Origin of the sequence: Enterobacter sp. 03-F-07-AD-ECC, from assembly GCF_047530935.1 — a bacterium.
GTDB classification, from domain to species: domain Bacteria; phylum Pseudomonadota; class Gammaproteobacteria; order Enterobacterales; family Enterobacteriaceae; genus Enterobacter; species Enterobacter cloacae.
Map to the genome: position 1 here is coordinate 197,282 of NZ_JBLKBZ010000005.1, position 18,686 is coordinate 215,967.

At 56.8% G+C, this 18,686-nt stretch carries 17 protein-coding genes; all 17 read left to right on the forward strand.

Annotated elements, in window-relative coordinates:
- The first annotated feature begins 802 nt into the window (after positions 1–802).
- On the forward strand, positions 803–1,297 hold the full coding sequence (locus ACMWKA_RS10335) for a hypothetical protein (protein WP_013096174.1): 495 nt from the start codon (positions 803–805) through the stop codon (positions 1,295–1,297).
- A gap of 23 nt (positions 1,298–1,320) precedes the next feature.
- The gene (gene tssJ / locus ACMWKA_RS10340; protein ID WP_414760178.1) at positions 1,321–1,824 is read left to right on the forward strand and encodes a type VI secretion system lipoprotein TssJ; all 504 of its coding nucleotides are present in this window, start codon (positions 1,321–1,323) and stop codon (positions 1,822–1,824) included.
- A 25-nt stretch (positions 1,825–1,849) separates the two neighbouring features.
- The gene (tssK, locus tag ACMWKA_RS10345) at positions 1,850–3,193 is read left to right on the forward strand and encodes a type VI secretion system baseplate subunit TssK (RefSeq protein ID WP_013096176.1); all 1,344 of its coding nucleotides are present in this window, start codon (positions 1,850–1,852) and stop codon (positions 3,191–3,193) included.
- Between the two features lie 17 nt (positions 3,194–3,210).
- Positions 3,211–4,449, forward strand: coding sequence for a DotU family type VI secretion system protein (locus tag ACMWKA_RS10350; RefSeq protein WP_013096177.1), 1,239 nt, complete (start codon positions 3,211–3,213; stop codon positions 4,447–4,449).
- Between the two features lie 2 nt (positions 4,450–4,451).
- Positions 4,452–8,072, forward strand: a complete 3,621-nt coding sequence (gene tssM, locus ACMWKA_RS10355; protein ID WP_414760179.1) for a type VI secretion system membrane subunit TssM — start codon at positions 4,452–4,454, stop codon at positions 8,070–8,072.
- A gap of 16 nt (positions 8,073–8,088) precedes the next feature.
- A complete protein-coding gene (gene tagF, locus ACMWKA_RS10360; protein ID WP_013096179.1) occupies positions 8,089–8,805 on the forward strand; it encodes a type VI secretion system-associated protein TagF in 717 nt (238 codons plus the stop codon).
- A gap of 11 nt (positions 8,806–8,816) precedes the next feature.
- Positions 8,817–9,833 (forward strand): type VI secretion system protein TssA, encoded by a 1,017-nt coding sequence (gene tssA, locus ACMWKA_RS10365; RefSeq protein ID WP_020690868.1) that lies wholly within the window; start codon positions 8,817–8,819, stop codon positions 9,831–9,833.
- Between the two features lie 75 nt (positions 9,834–9,908).
- Positions 9,909–10,433, forward strand: coding sequence for a type VI secretion system contractile sheath small subunit (tssB, locus tag ACMWKA_RS10370; RefSeq protein WP_008502644.1), 525 nt, complete (start codon positions 9,909–9,911; stop codon positions 10,431–10,433).
- Between the two features lie 3 nt (positions 10,434–10,436).
- Positions 10,437–11,936, forward strand: coding sequence for a type VI secretion system contractile sheath large subunit (tssC, locus tag ACMWKA_RS10375; RefSeq protein WP_013096181.1), 1,500 nt, complete (start codon positions 10,437–10,439; stop codon positions 11,934–11,936).
- A gap of 335 nt (positions 11,937–12,271) precedes the next feature.
- Positions 12,272–12,754, forward strand: coding sequence for an Hcp family type VI secretion system effector (locus ACMWKA_RS10380; protein ID WP_008502640.1), 483 nt, complete (start codon positions 12,272–12,274; stop codon positions 12,752–12,754).
- Between the two features lie 58 nt (positions 12,755–12,812).
- Positions 12,813–13,304, forward strand: a complete 492-nt coding sequence (locus tag ACMWKA_RS10385; protein WP_013096182.1) for a type VI secretion system amidase effector protein Tae4 — start codon at positions 12,813–12,815, stop codon at positions 13,302–13,304.
- Complete coding sequence (locus tag ACMWKA_RS10390; RefSeq protein WP_013096183.1) at positions 13,301–13,654, forward strand: T6SS amidase immunity protein Tai4 family protein; 354 nt, start codon at positions 13,301–13,303, stop codon at positions 13,652–13,654. The genes ACMWKA_RS10385 and ACMWKA_RS10390 overlap by 4 nt, the downstream gene beginning before the upstream one ends.
- A gap of 87 nt (positions 13,655–13,741) precedes the next feature.
- Positions 13,742–15,511, forward strand: coding sequence for a type VI secretion system-associated FHA domain protein TagH (gene tagH / locus ACMWKA_RS10395; protein ID WP_340347088.1), 1,770 nt, complete (start codon positions 13,742–13,744; stop codon positions 15,509–15,511).
- The gene (locus ACMWKA_RS10400; RefSeq protein ID WP_013096185.1) at positions 15,508–16,305 is read left to right on the forward strand and encodes a PP2C family protein-serine/threonine phosphatase; all 798 of its coding nucleotides are present in this window, start codon (positions 15,508–15,510) and stop codon (positions 16,303–16,305) included. The genes tagH and ACMWKA_RS10400 overlap by 4 nt, the downstream gene beginning before the upstream one ends.
- Positions 16,306–16,321: 16 nt before the next feature.
- Positions 16,322–17,308, forward strand: a complete 987-nt coding sequence (locus ACMWKA_RS10405) for a hypothetical protein (RefSeq protein ID WP_414760180.1) — start codon at positions 16,322–16,324, stop codon at positions 17,306–17,308.
- A 9-nt stretch (positions 17,309–17,317) separates the two neighbouring features.
- Positions 17,318–18,130 carry a type VI secretion system accessory protein TagJ gene (locus tag ACMWKA_RS10410; protein ID WP_414760181.1) on the forward strand — a complete coding sequence of 271 codons (813 nt, stop codon included), beginning with the start codon at positions 17,318–17,320 and terminating at the stop codon, positions 18,128–18,130.
- Complete coding sequence (gene tssE / locus ACMWKA_RS10415; protein ID WP_013096188.1) at positions 18,123–18,686, forward strand: type VI secretion system baseplate subunit TssE; 564 nt, start codon at positions 18,123–18,125, stop codon at positions 18,684–18,686. Before ACMWKA_RS10410 ends, tssE begins: the two co-directional genes overlap by 8 nt.

Below are 18,686 nucleotides of genomic sequence, written 5' to 3' on the forward strand. Positions count from 1 at the left end.
TCATAACAAATTTTTATCATGTCGATAATGTGTCCTGACAAGGGTGGCGTGAAGGCGACAATGTTAGTGACAGTAAAATTTTCAAACGAAAGGCGGGCAGGGGAACCTGCAATATATTTACCCGACGATGCTAAAGGCGATAAAGTAAACAATGCGCCGGGGAAAAAAGATGTAGTCCTGCTTAACTGTTAATTCTCTGCAGGTGGTGTAAATCGTGCCTCTAAGGGATTAAAGGCACCAGGTTATTTTGCGCCGTAAAATTAATTTTTTTCATCGTCTATGAATTGTCTTAATTCAGGGCGGAAAAGTCATCGCTATTAAAGATACGCTATCAATGCAACAAATAATTCATGGAAGATATATTCATACTCCCCCTGAAAAAATCCCCATTCTACTAATTATGGTAGTGGCGATAATAGCAGTATTGCGTTAATGACAATGGTTCTCTTTTGATTTTTTCATTTCTGAATCAATGGTTTGTGTTAGAGGAATGTGTAATAATAAGACAAATTCAGCAAAGTAAGCTTTTTTTCTCAGATTAATCCTATAATGAGTCGGGTGCTTCATTAAGCAGCAGTTGTGAGGAAGGAAATATTGAATTGGTGACAAGCTCATGTAAACTTGTTTACCGTTTGTCAAAATATGTCAGGAAGACGCTGGGCCTTATTCTGAAGGGCTCGTGCGGTAGCTATGCCCGAATAATAGTAACGCCCCGAAAATATCCTGGCTATTTTAACGATAGCACTTAAGTCAAACTTCATCCCCTTTATCTCATCATCGAAATATCGCTACGGAAAAGCATATGAAAATGCGCGTATTGTTTTCACTTCTGTTTGTAATGGCGGTGGCGGGCTGTAAAGCGCCGCAGAAACCTGTGATCACCGACGATACGATCGTGACCAGCCAGGTCAACGGCGTCACCTTAACCCACCGTCATGCCATCACGCCTCCTGCTGAGTTCACTCAGGTTAACGAGCCATACCGTGCCATGTATCCGGCCTCCCTGATGAGCCGCCCTGATTTCGGTGGGAAAGTGGTCAGTACGCTTGTCACCGGTAAAACCTACGTGGTGCTGGGGCAGGTTGAACACTACTGGATGGCGCTTGCCGATGAAGGACAAGACCAGCTGATTGGTTACGTTCCAATGCGTGCGGTAATCAAAGCCGATCAGTACGAAGCCACCGTGCGTAAACAGGCTATTCGTCCTAAGGCGCGTAAAAAAGCGACCTGTGTCGATGTCGATGGTAACAGCAAAGCCTGCAAAGACAGCGCTAACGGTACCTGGATCCTGAACTAAACGGCTTTTCTGAGCGTATTTTTATGAATAATAAAAATTTTCATAAGCTGTGGTTCGTCTTTTACGCGGTGATATTCGCCCTGGTCAGTGGTTGTTCGTCGTCTTCACACAGCGACCCCTCCCGCTACAATCTGCAGTTTCAGGCTCATCCACAAATCAATGATTCTGCGCCGCTTAAAGTCAGAGTGCTGCTGTTGAAGTCCGATGCGGATTTCATGTCCAGTGACTTCTATTCCCTGCAGAACAACGCGTCAGCCACGCTTGGCGCGAATCTGCTGAGCAGCGATGTTTTCTTCCTGATGCCGGGCCAGCTTTCGAAAACCCTTAGCGGACAAAGCTCACCCGAGGCGCGCTATATCGGTGTTATGGCCGAATATCAGATGCTGGATGGAAAGAAATGGCGTGTCTCACTCCCACTGCCTGTTCCGGGCGAAAACCATCTCTACCAGTTCTGGAAATGGTCATCCGATGAACTCCAGGCCAATGTCTTTCTCGACATAAATGGCATCCGGGTCATCAGCCAGTAACGCGCTTAAAAACAGGAAACCTATCATGACCAAAGCAGAGAAGGTCGTCTGGACCGAAGGCATGTTCCTGCGTCCACACCATTTTCAACGGACAGAAAGTTATCTGCTCAACCACGTTCGGGAATGGGGTGCGCTGCAGCGATCGTATCTTTGGGGCTTCCTCGATGTTGAACTGGACGAAGCGATGCTTCGCCAGGGCTGCATTGCCCTGAGCTATGCCAGCGGTGTGCTACCCGACGGTACGTTTTTCCAGGTTCGCAATGGGCGCAATGGCCCAGCCCCGCTGAAAATTCCCGACAATCTCACCAACGAAAAGGTGGTGCTCGCGCTGCCGGTACGTAGGGGAGAGCGTGAAGAGGTTATTTTCAGCGAAGAGCCCGCGTCACTGGCGCGTTTTATCGCCTTCGAACAGGAGGTGGAAGACGATAACGCCATGTCGGTGGGGGATGCCACGGTGCAGTTTGGCCGTTTACGTCTGACCCTGATGCTGGAAAAAGATCTGACGGCCGAATGGACGGCGATTGGCATCGCGTTTGTCGCGGAAAAGCGCAACGACAACCATGTGCGTCTGGATAGCAGCTACATTCCGCCGATGCTGAACGCCTGCAACAGCCCGCAACTTTACAGCATGGTCAACGATCTCCACGGCTTGCTGGTGCAGCGCAGCCAGCAGATTGGGGGGCGTTTGCGCCAGCCTGGCCGCTTTAACACCTCAGAGCTGATCGAATTTACGCTGCTGTCGCTGGTTAACCGTCACCTGGGCGAAGTCTCCCATTTAAAAACGCTCCCGCTACTGCACCCGGAAACGCTCTGGCGCAGCTGGCTGCCGTTTGCCACGGAGCTTGCCACCTGGACCTCGCAACGCACCGCCGAAAGCGTGCTGCCGATTTACGATCACGACGACCTTGCGGGATGCTTCAGCAAGCTGATGCTGATGCTGCGTCAGGGGCTGTCGCTGGTGATGGAAGATCAGGCCATTCAGCTGCCGCTGAACGAGCGCTCCCATGGCCTGAACATCGCCACGGTGCCGGAGACCAGCATGGTGCGCGAGTTCGGCTTCGTCCTGGCGGTCAAAGCCAACGTGCCGGGCGAACACCTGCAAACCCATTTCCCTGCCCAGATGAAAGTCGCGCCGGTGTCGAAAATCCGCGATCTGGTTCAGTTACAGCTGCCGGGCATTATGCTGCGCGCCATGCCGGTTGCGCCGCCGCAAATCCCATGGCATGCGGGCTACAGCTACTTTGAGCTGGAGAAGGGCAGCGAGCTGTGGCACGAGATGGATAAGTCCGGTGCATTCGCCCTGCATCTCGCAGGTGAGTTCCCGGGTCTTGATATGGAGTTTTGGGCCATCCGTAGCCCGACTGAATAATAAAGCGAGCGCTTAATATGCAGGAACGACAGGATACCGGCAGTGATGCCGCGTTTACCGGAGCCAGTAGCAACAATCAGCTGGTGGCGGCCGCCAATCCGCTGCTCAACGCGATTCCGCAAATCCGTCATTCGGTGTCTCATGACGATCAGGTGGCACTGCGCCAGCGTCTAATCGACGAGATTCGCCGTTTTGAAGTCCGCTGCCAGCAGGCAGGGCTGGCGTATGAGGTGATCGTCGGGGCGCGCTATTGCCTCTGCACGGCGCTGGATGAAGCCGCGGCGCTGACCCCCTGGGGCAGCAGCGGTGTCTGGTCAAGCAATGGTCTGCTGGTCACGTTTCATAACGAAACCTGGGGCGGCGAAAAGTTCTTCCAGCTGCTGGCGCGTCTGTCGCAGAACCCGCGTGAACATATCCTCCTGCTGGAGATGATCAACTACTGCCTGCTGCTCGGTTTCGAAGGGCGCTATCGGGTTCTGGATAATGGCCGCACCCAGCTTGAAACTATAAAGCAGCGGCTGTGGCAGATGATCCGTGGCGTGCGCGGCAGCTATCCGGCACCGCTCTCTCCACACCCGGAAGATCGTCCCGTGCTGCGCAAGCTGTGGCGGCCGATGGTGCCGCTGTGGGCCTGTGTCGCGCTGGCCGGGTTTATCGCCTGCCTGTTCTACATCATTCTCAACTGGCGTCTTGGCGACAACACCAACCCGGTACTGGCGAAGATTTACCAGTCTCAGCTGCCTGAAACCACCATTCAGCAACCTGCGCGTCAACTGCCTGCGGTGCTTAACCTGCGTGGCTTCCTGAAGCCGGAAATCGACGCCGGTCTGGTGGCGGTGAAGGATGAAGCGGATCGCAGCGTGGTGATCCTGAAAGGAGACGGATTGTTCGCTTCAGCCTCTACCGTAGTGCGTGACCGCTATGAGCCGGTCATCAACCGGATTGCCCAGGCGATGAACAACGTCAGCGGCAAAATTCTGGTGGTGGGCTACAGCGATAACGTGCCAATTCGCAGCGCGCGCTTCGCCTCCAACTATGAACTCTCTTTGGATCGCGCCCGGTCCGTGCAAAAAATGTTGCAGGGAAGCCTCTCGCAGCCTGACCGCGTGAAAGCGGAAGGGCGGGGAGAGATCAATCCTGTGGCGCCAAACAATACGCCTGAAAACCGCGCCCGTAACCGCCGTGTGGAAATAACTCTGCTGGTGTCGCCTGAAAATACGCAGGCTGAGCTGAACGGATTGCCGCAAGGAAACTAAGGATGCTGACGACTCTTCTTTCCATACTGACCAATCGCATTCTGTGGAGCTTCCTGGGCGTTACCGCGCTGTCGGCGGTGATCTGGATGATTGGTCCGCTGTTATCCATCGTGGATACCCGCCCGCTCGAATCTGAACAAAACCGCATCATCAGTATTGCGGTGGTTTATCTGCTCTGGGCGCAGGGGCATATTCTGCCGCGGCTGTACAACGCCTGGCTGAACCGCAAGCTGATGGACAAGCTCAATGAAAACACCACCAAACCGGACGCGGCCGATCCCCAGAAGCGGCTGAACAGCGAGGAGCAGATCCTCGCCGGACGTTTTGATGAAGCGGCGCAAATACTGAAAAAAGCCCACTTCAGCAAAGCGGGACACGGTGCCCAGTGGACGCAGCGCTTCAGTACGCAATATCTCTACCAGCTTCCGTGGTACGTCATTATCGGCGCACCGGGCGCCGGTAAAACCACGGCGCTGGTCAATTCCGGCCTGCAATTCCCGCTGGCGGATCGATTCGGTAAAACCGCTCTGCGCGGCATTGGCGGCACCCGCAACTGCGACTGGTGGTTCACTAACGAAGCCGTCCTGCTGGACACCGCGGGCCGCTACACCACTCAGGAGAGCGAGCAGGTTCAGGATGCCGGGGAGTGGCTGGAATTTATCGGCCTGCTTCGTAAGTATCGCCGCCGCCAGCCTATTAACGGCGTCATTATCACCATCAGCATTTCCGATCTGCTGACGCTCTCCCCGGAAGCCGCGCGCCAGCAGGCGGTCAACCTGCGCCAGCGGCTGTCTGAATTGCATGAACAGCTGGGTATCCGCTTCCCGGTTTACGTGATGGTGACCAAGGCGGACCTGCTTAAAGGCTTCCGCGCCTGGTTTGCTGACTACGACAAAACGCAGCGCGACCAGATTTGGGGCTTCACGCTGCCGTGGGAACAGACCAAACACGCCGATTTCGACCTGATGGGGAACTTCCACCAGGAGTTCTCGCTGTTGCAGCAGCGTCTGGACGCCGGGCTGCCGGAGACCATGCTGAAAGAGCATGACGCCAAAACCCGTGCCGAAGCGTATCTCTTCCCGCAGGAGTTCGCGGCGCTGCGCCCGCTGCTGGCTGACTACCTGAGCACGGTCTTTGCCCGCTCTAACTTTGAGACCGAGTTCTCCCCACGCGGAATATACTTCGCCAGCGGTACCCAGGAAGGCATGCCGTTCGACCGCGTCATGGGTGAACTGAACCGCGCCCTGTCACTGCCGGAAGGGGCAGAGGCAGAGAAGTGGGATTCGGTCAGTAAAGAGGCGCCGATCCCCGGTGCAAAAGGGCAGAGCTTCTTCATTAAAAACCTGCTGCAAAACGTCATTTTCCAGGAAGCCGGTATTGCCGGTGAAAACCGCTGGTGGGAACTGCGCAACCGCGCGGTGATCTGGTCCGGATACGCGGCGCTGCTGGCGCTGCTGGTGATCCTCGGCGGATTGTGGCTGACCAGCTATGCCAAAAATAAGGCCTATCTGGAAGAGGTGGACGCTAAAGTTCCGCAGCTGGAGCAGCAGAGTAAAGCATTACAGAATCAGCCTCAGCGCGATCTGTTCGCGCTCCTGCCGCTGCTGAACAGCCTGGTCGATCTGCCGAAAAGCGAGGCCTTCGATGTCAACGACCCGCCGGTCTCCCGCCGTATGGGGCTCTATCGCGGAGATGACGTCAGCGATGCTTCCCAGTCGCTGTATCAGAAAGCGCTGGATCAGATGCTGCTGCCCGCCGTGGCGATGCATATCACCACCTGGCTGCGCAACGACAACGGCAGCGACGTGGAATACAGCTACGAGGCGCTGAAAGCCTACCAGATGCTGTATCAGCCTAAACACTACGACGGCAAATTCCTGCATTCATGGGTGATGCTCAATTTGCAGCGCAATCTGCCGCAGAACGTGACGCAGGCGCAGCTGCAACAGCTGGAGTGGCACCTGACGCAGCTGCTGGAGCCAAAAATTCAGGCTTCGCCGTATGCTCAGGATGAAGCGCTGGTGGCCCGCGAGAGGGCGCTCATCAACCAGCAGCCGCTCTCTACCCGCGTGTATGGGCGTCTGAAGCGTCTGCTGGAGCATGACGACAACCTGAAGCCGGTCTCCCTGTCCGACCTGGGTGGCCCGCAGAGCGAACTGGTGTTCTCCCGCAAAAGCGGCAAACCGGTGAGCGAAGGCGTGCCGGGGCTCTACACTCCGGACGGTTACTGGAAGAGCTTTAACAGCCAGATTGACAGCGTGACCACGGCGCTGCACGAAGATGATGCCTGGGTTCTGGGCACGACCACCTCCGGGGAAGACAAGCAGCAGATCGATAACGCCGTGCGTCAGCTCTACATGCGCGACTTTATCGCAAACTGGGATCGTTTCCTCGCCGACATTCAGCTTAACAACAGCGCCGATCTCTCGCAGCGCATCAACACGGCGCGCCTGCTCTCCGGCGCAAACTCGCCGCTGCGCCGTCTGGTGCAGAACCTGAGCCAGGTGCTGACGCTGTCGCGCAACGCGCCAGCGCCGGAGGACGCGGGGAAAGCGCAAGACCAGAGTAACCGCGCCACCCGTACCCTCGAAGCGCTGTTCAGCAATAACGACAATGCTCCGACGCAGGGGGCAGTAGTGACGCAGGCACCTGAACAGCTGGTGACCGACCACTACGCGCCTATGATCGAGCTGGCTCAGCCGCTGGAGAAGGGCGGCAAGACCATCGTCTTTGATGATTTCCTCAAACAGGTGGATGAGCTGTATCGTTACCTGACCGCGGTGCAGGACGCTGCCAACAGCGGCATGCCAGCCCCGGGTGGTGAAGCAATCAGCCGTCTGCAGGCCAGCGCCGGGCGTCTGCCGGGTGGGCTGCAAACCATGTTCAGCAACATGGCGGTGGGGGCCAGCAGTGATACCCAGCGTCGCGATCTGGAAAACGTCCGTAAGCGCATTAACGTCGAAGTGGGTGGTTTCTGCCGTCAGGCAATTGCCGGTCGCTACCCGCTGGTGCGCAGCGCCAGCACCGAGGTGACGCCGGACGATCTGGCACGCATGTTTGCGCCGGGTACCGGGCTGATGGACACCTTCTTTCGCGACAACCTGACCAACAAAGTGGATACCACTCAGGCGAACTGGCGCTTTATGCCGGGGATCGACGGGAAAACGCTGCCAGGAAGTGAAGGACTGCTGCGACCATTCCAGCAGGCCCAGTCCATTCGCGATGCCTTCTTTGCTAACGGTGCGACGACCCCCTCTTTCAAGGTGACGGTGCGTACCGTGCGGATGGATAACACCATTCTTAACCTGACGCTGGACGTTGACGGCCAACTGCTGCGTTACAGCCACGGTCCACAGGCGGTGCAGATCATGAACTGGCCAGGGCCGGGCGGCACCAACCAGGTGCGTATGCAGCTGGGTCTGGCCAACGGCAGCACCGCGACGCTGGTAACCAACGGCGCCTGGGCCCTGAACCGCTTCTTCGATAAAGCGCGCACCAGCCCTGGGGCAGGTAGTCTGAGCCGTCAGGCCACGTTCAACGTCGATGGCCATCAGGTCACGCTGGAGTTTGCGCCGAACAGCATTCGCAATCCGTTCCAGCTTCCTCGTTTCTCATGCCCATAACCGCAAGGACAGCCGTATGACGAATACCCCTGCGATGAACCGCTACAGCTGGTATGGCAAATTACCCAGCGCCGGAGATTTTTTGCAGCGTCGCTTTCCTGACACCCTACAGCGTCAGTGGTCACACTGGTTTCAGGTCGGCCTGCTGGCCTGGCAACAGGAAGAGCAGCGCAGCGGCGAACGCCAGTTTAACAAGGCGCCGGTGTGGAACTTTGTTGTCCCGCCGATGCTGGGCAGCCAGATGATCCAGATGGGCTGCCTGCTGCCGGGCCGCGACAGCGTGGGCCGACAGTACCCGATCTGCATTCAACTGAGCTTCGCCCCGTCAGAGTGGTCGACCAACCTGCTCAGCCAGGCTGAAAGCTGGTATCAGCAGATTGGCCGTCTCGGGCTGCATGCGGTGCGCAACAGTTTTTCCGCCTCGCAGCTGGATGAGATGCTGATGTCGATTCCGGCGCCGCAGCCCGTCGAGCCGCAAAAGCGTTCCGACATCCTTGATGTGATTGGTTATGACGAAGACGGCCAGAGCACGCTGGGCTGGCCTCAGGCGGCGGAGTGTTTTGACCCGCTTCGTCAGACCAGCTACTGGTGGACCAACCGCTGCGACGGCTACCCGCTCTACACCCACGTCCACAGCGGAAACTTCACCGGACAGCTCTTTACGCTGCTGTTCGATCCGGCTGGCGGCGCCCGACCAGGCCGTCACGGTCTTTATCCGCCTATGTTTGAATAAGCAGGGATCACATGAATATCGAAGAATTTCTCGCGCCGATAAGCGCCGAAAAACCCTGCGGCGACAACCTTGAGTACGACGCCGATTTTCAGGCTATGGGACAGGCAAGCCAGGGTAAAGCGGAACAGCAGTTCGGCGACACGATCATTCCCGCCGAGCCCGCTGACTGGAATACGGTAGAAAAGCTCGCCACCAGCCTGCTGGGGCGCACCAAAGATCTTCGCGTCATGCTGGCGTTAACCCATGCCTGGACCCGACGTCGTGGGCTGCCGGGCTACGCGGACGGCCTGCTGCTGGTGCAGGAGGCGATCACCCGCTACTGGGAGCCGCTCTATCCACTGCTGGAGGAGTATGGCGAAACGGACCCGTTCTATCGCATTAACGCCCTTGCCGCGCTGAGCGATAAATCTGACCTGACCGTCGCGCTGCGAAACGCCTCGCTGCTGCGCTCAAACGGCGATGAAATTTCGCTGCGTGACGCGCAGGCATTGCTGGATGGCAGCAAAACCGAATGCCCGGATTATCCCGGCGGCCGCCCAAGACTGATTGACGAACTGGCGCGCGGCGACCAGCCAGGTACAGAGGCCGTCATCCTGATTAATGAAAGGCTGCTGGCCATTCGCGATCTGCTTAGCGGTTACCTTGGTGAAAGCGGCGTACCGGAAATGGAGCAGTTGCTGAAAACCGTGGGCCTGGTTGCCAGTGCCTGTCAGGTGACCGACATCAGTAAGCTGCTGCCCAATCGGGATGCACAGGCGGAACACCACGCTGAGCCGCAGACGGTGGCCACCCAACCCGTGCAGCAGGTCACCGACTGGCGCAGCGTGCAGGTTACCAGTCGCGCCGACGCCCAGCTGATGCTGGAGAAAGCGAAACAGTATTTTGCGCAGTACGAACCGAGCCACCCCGCACCGCTGATGATTGAACGGGTGCAGCGGCTGTCAGAACTTAACTTTATGGACATTATTCGCGACCTGGCGCCAGACGGCGTTAACCAACTGGAAAATATCTTTGGACGCCGCGAATGACGCGTCCAGGCATTATGACGACGGGCACGGAGCTTGTCGTTTCACCTTCACCGCGCATCTTTGATGGAGAACATCATGGCAATGAGTAACAGTGGGCAGAAATTTATCGCACGTAACCGTGCCCCCCGCGTGCAGATCGAGTACGACGTAGAGATCTACGGTGCAGAACGTAAAATTCAGCTGCCGTTCGTGATGGGCGTTATGGCCGATCTGGTCGGCAAACCGGTGGAAAATCTGCCGGCCGTCGATGAGCGTAAATTCCTCGAAATCGACATTGATAACTTTGACGAACGCATGAAGGCGCTTAAGCCACGCGTGGCGTTCCAGGTGGATAACACCCTCACCGGCGAAGGCAAGCTCAACGTCGATCTGACCTTCGACAGCATGGACGACTTCCTGCCGGATGCGGTGGCACGCAAGGTTGAGCCGCTGAACAAGCTGCTGGAAGCGCGTACTCAGCTTTCCAATCTGCTGACCTACATGGACGGTAAAAACGGCGCGGAAGAGCTGATCGCTAAAATTCTGCAGGATCCGACGCTGCTCAAATCCCTGAGCCAGTTGCCGAAAAATGACGAAAGTGCGAAAGGTAGCGAGGAGTAATCGATGAGCAACCAGACTCAACAACACGAGCAGCAGGCAGGTCAGGCGTTCAGTCAGGACGAGTTCAGCGCACTGCTGAACAAAGAGTTCCGTCCTAAAACTGACCAGGCGCGTTCCGCCGTCGAGAGCGCGGTAAAAACTCTGGCGCAGCAGGCGCTGGAAAACACCGTTACCTTCTCCAACGACACCTATCGCACCATCCAGAACCTGATTGCGGGTATCGACGAACAGCTCTCTCAGCAGGTGAATCAGATCATTCACCACGAAGAGTTTCAGAAGCTGGAGAGCGCCTGGCGCGGTCTGAGCTATCTTGTGAACAACACTGAAACCGACGAGATGCTGAAGATCCGCTTTATGAGCATCTCCAAGCAGGAGCTGGGCCGTACCCTGAAACGCTATAAGGGTGTGGGCTGGGATCAGAGCCCGATCTTCAAGAAAATCTACGAGCAGGAGTACGGTCAGTTTGGTGGTGAGCCGTTTGGCTGCATCGTCGGCGACTACTACTTTGACCACAGCCCGCAGGACGTTGAACTGCTGGGTGAAATGGCGCGCATCGGCTCTGCGGCTCACTGTCCGTTCATCACCGGTACCGCACCGGGCGTGATGCAGATGGAGTCCTGGCAGGAGCTGGCTAACCCACGCGATCTGACCAAAATCTTCCAGAACACCGAATACGCCGCCTGGCGTTCACTGCGTGAATCGGAAGATGCCCGCTATCTGGGCCTGGTGATGCCGCGCTTCCTGTCTCGCCTGCCTTACGGCATTCGTACTAACCCGGTCGACAGCTTTGACTTTGAAGAGCAGACCGACGGCGCGAACCACAACAGCTACGCCTGGGCGAATGCTGCTTACGCGATGGCGGCCAACATCAACCGCTCTTTCAAAGAGTACGGCTGGTGCACCTCCATTCGCGGCGTGGAGTCCGGCGGGGCGGTTGAAAACCTGCCGTGCCATACCTTCCCGAGCGACGACGGCGGCGTGGACATGAAATGTCCGACCGAGATCGCCATCAGCGACCGTCGCGAAGCCGAGCTGGCGAAAAATGGCTTTATGCCGCTGGTTCACCGCAAAAACTCCGACTTTGCTGCCTTCATTGGCGCGCAGTCGCTGCAAAAACCGGCCGAGTACCACGACCCGGATGCCACCGCCAACGCGCGTCTGGCCTCCCGTCTGCCGTACCTGTTCGCCTGCTGCCGCTTTGCGCATTACCTGAAGTGCATCGTGCGTGACAAAATCGGCTCCTTCCGCGAGCGCGAAGAGATGGAACGCTGGCTGAACGACTGGGTCATGAACTACGTGGACGGTGACCCGGCTAACTCCTCTCAGGAGACCAAGTCCCGCAAGCCACTGGCCGCTGCAGAAGTCCAGGTGCAGGAGATTGAAGACAACCCGGGCTACTACGCCGCGAAGTTCTTCCTGCGTCCGCACTACCAGCTGGAAGGTCTGACCGTTTCTCTGCGTCTGGTATCTAAACTGCCGTCGCTGAAGACGAAAGACGCGTAATTTTTGTGAGTTTCGCCCGGCGGCGCTACGCTTGCACGGGCCTACAATGCAACGTGAAATATATTGATATCGCTGCACAGCGTAGGCCGGGTAAGCAAAGCGCCACCCGGCAAGAAAGTCTGGTCCTGAGAGGTTCCGGAATAACGTTCGGTAGTAAAAGACTTCTCATTCTTTCCTTTTATTCGGGAGGGAATGTAAGACTGTCAAATGACACGGGTCATTTGATGTGAGGCAGAGGTAAAATATGGACGGTTTTATTCAGCCCCATGCTTTCCTGTTTGCCATATAAGTGCTTTTTCGAAAGCAATATTGTTCATCCACGAAGAGTAGATATTATGGCTATTGATATGTTTCTGAAGGTCGAGGGTGTTACGGGCGAATCTAAAGATTCTAACCACACCGGTTGGACTGATATTACCTCCTTCTCCTGGGGCGCTTCCCAGCCAGGTAATATGAGCGTTGGCGGTGGCGGCGGTGCCGGTAAAGTTAACTTTAACGATCTGCACGTTAACGCTCTGATCGACAAATCCACCACAGCAATTCTGAAACACTGCGCCAGCGGTAAACACCTGACCAAAGTTGAGCTGTCCGTCTGTAAAGCCGGTGGCCAGCAGGTGGAATACTCTCGCATTACCCTGGAAGACGTTCTGGTAACGTCTGTTCAGTACACCGGTGCAGACAACGGCGATACCGTTGGTGTGACCTATGCATTCCAGGCTGCGAAAGTGAAACAGCAGTACTGGGAGCAGACCACCTCTGGTGGTAAAGGTGCTGAAAGCAGCGCTGGCTGGAACATCAAAGAAAACAAAGAAGCATAATAGTAGTGGGTCCGAAAGGGCCCACTTTTTCCTGAGCTTCTTTTCAAGGAGAAACAAGATGTCTCATATGCGTCCTGCTTTTGGTGCCGCCTGGAACCGATTTAAAGAAGTGAACGTCAACGTAGAACAGGTTGGCAAGTTATTGGGGGGGAAAGTTCAGCATAATATAGATGCTGGTATTTTTAAAAATGCCTGCCCCATTCGTATGAGCTATGTTTTAAATTATTGTGGCATTCCAGTTCCTTCTAATAGTAAATATGCAACTGTGACCGGGAGCGACAAGAAGCGATATATGTTCCGTGTTAAAGATATGATTGCTTTTTTACCCACGGTATTGGGAAAAGCTGACATATCTGTTTCTTCTCCAACCCCAGCACAATTTGCGGGCAAGCAAGGTATTATTATTTTTACCGGGCATGGCTGGCTTGATGCAACCGGGCATGTAACACTCTGGAACGGAAATATTTGTTCGGATGATTGTCATTTCCTTGGCTCACCGGGTAATGGTTCATTTATCCCTACTAACGCAACCTTCTGGAGCCTGAAATGAAAAAGCCATTGCTCTTTGTCTTAGCCTTCGTTGCCTCCGCCGCAAATGCCCAGACGTTGCCTGATATCAGTACTTTTTCTCAACAACAAATCTTCGAAAACTGGGTGCAGAATCGATGCATCGGTAAGATTGCGGACAGTAAAAGCCTGAAAGAAGATGCTGACGCCAGCGCCGCGGCATGGCTGGAAGCAAGCAATCTGCCTGCTGAGAATTTTGAAAAAGCTGATGAGGTGATTGTTTCTTTACTGAAACAGAAGGTAGGTGGTACCGAGCCTGGTCATTATCAGATATTGAAGTGCACCTTGATCGCTAATAGTGACGCTATTCGACCACTCAAATCCTCAAAGTAGTAAAGATGAAATCGGCCCCAAACGCCGCCGTTCTCACCCCCGAGAGCGGCAGCGTTTGAGCGCTAATCATACCAGCAGGAATACGCCATGCGATTCACGATTATTTCTACGAAACCCGGTCATCAGCCGCCGCAGAGCAGTTGTGATTTTTATGCCCCCGGGGGCACTATTGGGCGCGGTACGGATAACAATCTGGTACTGCCGGACAATGACCGCACCATCTCGCGCCTGCAGGCTATTGTTCACGTTGACGCCCAGGGCGAATGCCGCGTGACCAACCGTGGCAGCGTCACCCGCGTGGTTTTGAACGACATCCCGCTGGAGCGGGGGCGTCAGGTAGAGCTGCAGGACGGGGATATTCTCGGTATTGATGACTACCGCATCGAAGTGACGGAACTTATCCACGACACGCAGCCGGTGAGCCGCATGGCCGCCAGTATGCAGCAGCAGGCTCGCCCGACAGTGGCGCCGACATCTGCTCCGCAGCCAAAGCCAGCCAGTGCCGCACCGCGCGGCAAGGCGGAGCCAACGGCCGTGCCGTCGGAAATCTGGGATAGCCTGATGCAGGAGTTCTCTATCTCTGACAGCATCTCCAGCAACCGCGCGAAACCGCAGCCTGCGGCGTCCCACGATCCCTTCTCGCAACCCGCGGCACCCGAGCGTAACGCTGAAGACCCGCTGGCAATGTTCAACGACAGCGAGCCGAAGCTTGAGCGTAAGAATGTCGATCCCGACACGCTGTTCAGCGATGAAGCGTTGTTCAAAAAAGAGAGCATTTTTGACGATGTCACCCCTTCAACGCTGGTGCCGCCGGTAGAGAGCAAACCTGCGCCTGCAGAAGAGGCGACGGATGAACTCGACCCGCTGGCCCTGTTTGGTGGTTCGGCCAGCGCGCCAGCCGCGCGTAACGATGATCCGCTCGGGCTGATGGGCGGGGCGCCATTAACCCATCCGGATGAGATCGTGCCTGAGACATCTGCACCCGCGCCAGAGCCAGAGGCCGTACCGCAGGACGATCCGCTGGCGGATTCTCCGCTGTTTGCCCCTGAGCCACAGGACCCACCGCGTGCGGAAGAGGAAGAGCCGGTACGTACCGATTACGCAGGCTTTACTATGCCTACGCCGCAGGCCGTCGCACGCAGCAGCGCACAGACGCCGAAGGGACGTCTGCGTATCGATCCGGTCAAAAACGCGGCAGCGCCAAGCGCTACGGCGCAAAACGGTGAGAAAGGCGAGGTGCTGCAGGGCGAGCTGCTGGAGGCGCTGCTGGAGGGGATGGGCCTGAGCGAAATGCAGCCGGTGCCGCAGTTTGACCGTGAAAATATGCGTCAGCTGGGCCAGATCCTCGGCATGTTCTCGCAGGGCACCGTGGCGTTGCTCTCTTCGCGCTCTATCCTCAAGCGCGGCGTAAAAGCCGATATGACCATGGTGCTGGACGATGCCAACAACCCGTTCAAGCTGCTGCCGACCGGGAAAACGGTCCTGATTCAGATGTTCGGTACGCCGATGCCGGGCTTTATGCCACCCACCAAATCAGTGCGTGACGCGCTAATCGATCTGCAGGCGCATCAGCTGGGGATGATCTCAGGTATCCGCGCCATCATCGCCGCAATGCTGCAGTCCTTTAATCCGGAGCAACTGGAAGAGCAGGCGAAGCAGAACGGCATGACCTCTCGTCTGGCGCTGCCGGGCAGCCGCAAAGCCGCGCTGTGGGACTACTTTGTTCGCAGCTATGGCGAGACGGCCGGTGAGATTGAGGATGACTTCCACACCCTGTTTGGCGAAGCGTTCCTTCATGCCTATGACATGGAGGTCAATCAGTACAAAGACTCACAGAGCGGATCGGAAGAAAAATGAATATCGCAACGGCTTCTCTCTCCCGCCAGGGAACGCGCGCCAGCAATCAGGACCAGACGGGAGAAACCATAGGGGAACGTTCAGCCTGCTTTGTCGTCTGTGACGGCATCGCTGGTCTGCCGGGCGGTGAGGTGGCCGCTGAACTGGCCCGCAACAGCATCATCTCCCGTTTTGATGGCGACAAACACCTTAATGCGCAGCATATTCGTGACTATGTGCAAACCGCGAATCGCACCATTCTCAGCGAACAGCAGGCGGTGCAGGACTATCGCCGGATGGGTACCACCCTGGTCAGCCTGTTTATCGACCGGGATTACCGTCTGGCCTACTGGGCACACGCCGGGGACAGCCGTCTGTACCTGTTTCGTCGCGGCTGGCTGTGGCATGTCACCACCGACCACAGCCTGGTTCAGCAGATGAAAGATGCCGGTCACCAGACCGATAACCTCAACAGCAACCTGCTGTATCTGGCGCTGGGCATTGAAAACGGTGGCCCGGAAGCGAGTTACAGCGACGTGGTGCAGGTTGAAGACGGCGATGCCTTTTTACTCTGCACCGACGGTTTCTGGCACGGCGTCAGCGAAGAGCAGATGAAACAGTCGCTGCATATGGTCAACACCCCACAGGAGTGGCTGACCTTAATGAACCAAATCATTCAAAAGAATGCTGAACAGGAGGGGAATGCTCAGGATAACTATACGGCGCTGGCGGTATGGATGGGCAACCCTCAGGACACCACTTTGCTGCATACGCTCTCTGACGCAGCACAATTTCTTCCCTGCGGAACTGACTAGACACACAAGGAACGATATGAAACTTTGGCTATCGGGTTTGGCACTTCTGGCGGTGGCCTCCACCGCCCAGGCTGAAAATTTCCGCATCGTGCAGTCACCTGCGCAGAAGCTGGATATCTGGATCGACAACATCAAAGACAACACCCCGCAGAGCTGGTGTAAATCAGAGATTGCGCTGCGCATTGTGGCGAACGGCAATAAAGACGTTTCAGTGCTGGAAAACTTTGTTCCGCGTCTCGGCTCGCTGCTGGAACACCAGTGCAGCAAAGTGAATAAGCTGAGCTGGGCCCTCAACGATCCGGCAGGGACTACGCTTGCGCAGGGAACAGCAGACAAAGCTCAGGAGTGGAAGCTGGTGGTGAAACAGCAGCAGACGACACCCGCTGCGACCCAGACCAGCGGCGCGTTACTGCCACCTGACCAGAACTCTGAAACCAACACGGTGGCCGCTGACCGCACACCGTGGCAGGAGTTTACTCTCCAGGACGGCTGCCATCTGCGCACCTTCTGGGAAGGCGGATCTTCCGCGCCGGCGCTGTTTATCCCGGATTCCGACACGACCCGCTGCGGCAACGGCAGCTGGCTGAGCGGCCACACGGTTATCTCGCAGACCCGCAGCGGCGGTCAAAAAGAGATAGCGGTGACCTACATTCACGGCTTCCCGGTGATGGGGCTGAATCATAGCGTCGACCCGGAACATGCCCTGATCACCTCCGTCAACAAAGAGCGTATGGTCTTCAGCACCCCGAACAGCGACCAGAGCTGGATGATCCTGCCTTACGACAGCGCCCTGAACGGCTGGAAAAGCAACGGCACGGTGGCCGTGGAGATCTCGCGTGAAACCGCCAGCGACGATGCAAAACTGCAGGCGCGTATTGCTGCAGTGAAGAAGGTCTGGAGCGCCTGGGTTACCCCTGGCACCACGTTGAATATTGTCCTGATTGATACCCTGCGTCCTCAGCTGCGTGACCCGGCAGTGGGCGCCTGGCGCGCGGCAAACTAAGGAATGGCTATGAATACGCTCTATCAACATCTGGCGGGCGAGTCGCTCAGCGACGCGCTGGTGCGTCTTGAAAACGAGATTAAAGCCCGTCCGGCGGATGCCGATCTCCGTGCCGCGTTTGTGCAGTTTCTCACCCTCAGCGGTAACTGGACGCGCGCGCTGACCCAGCTGAAAAGCTGGCTGGCGCTTAAGCCGCAGGCGAAACCCACCGTCACCCTGCTGGAGCAGTGCATTCAGGGAGAACTGCAGCGCGCGCAGGTGATGGCGGGAGAACGTCGTCCGGCCATGCCGGAAGCCCAGTGGCCATGGCTGACCACCCTTGCTGCCGCGCTGAGCGAGAGCGATGAACGCGCTCACGCGCTGCGTCTGGAAGCCCTTGAACAGGCGCAGGCGAGCGCGGGGCAATGGACGCTAGAGAATGATGAGACGCAGACCTTTGAATGGCTGATGGACGGCGATGCCCGTCTGGGGCCGGTGTGCGAAACCCTTGTTAACGGCCGTTACTTCTGGCTGCCGTTTAGCGCTATCGCAGAGATCCGTTTCCAGGCGCCGGCCAGCGTCACCGATCTGGTCTGGCGTCATGCGCTGGTGCGTTTGACCGATGGGACGGAGCAGGTGTGTCAGATCCCGGCGCGTTATCCTTTTGCAGCCGATGCCTCTGACGCCATTAAACTCGCACGCACCACCGAGTGGCTGCCGCTCGATGATGACGGCACTCTGTATGAAGGGTTGGGGCAGAAAGCCTGGCTCAGCGAGCAAAGCGAAAGCCCGCTGCTGTCGCTGAGTCTCGTTACTTTTGCAACGGATGGAGCCCATGAGTAATCCTGCTGGCGAAGGCGATCTGCTGCGCAGCGGCTGGCAAGCCCGCAGTAAGCAGGAGAAGGTGGGGGCGCGCGATAAAATGCAGCCCTCGCTGCTCGATCGCCTCACCGATAACGACCCGGAGAAAAAGCGCGAGTCGGCCAACAGCAACCTGATCACCCATGCCGCGCTGCGTCGCAACGTGCTACGGGATCTGCAGTGGCTGTTTAATACCATCAATCACGACGCCTCCGGCGATTTGAGCATGCTGCCACACGTAAGCCGTTCGGTAGTGAATTTTGGCGTTGCGCCGCTGGCCGGAAAGCGCATGTCGGATATCGAATGGCACGACATTCAGCGCAAACTCACCGAGGCCATTGTCAACTTTGAACCCCGCATTTTGCCCCAGGGGCTGCAGGTCCGCTGTGTGTCGGACACCTCCTCGCTGGATCTGCACAACGTGCTCTCCATCGAGATAAAAGGGCGTTTGTGGTGTGTGCCGTACCCGCTGGAGTTTCTGTTTCGTACCGATGTCGATCTGGAAAACGGCCACTTTGAACTGAAAGATGCGGGGTGA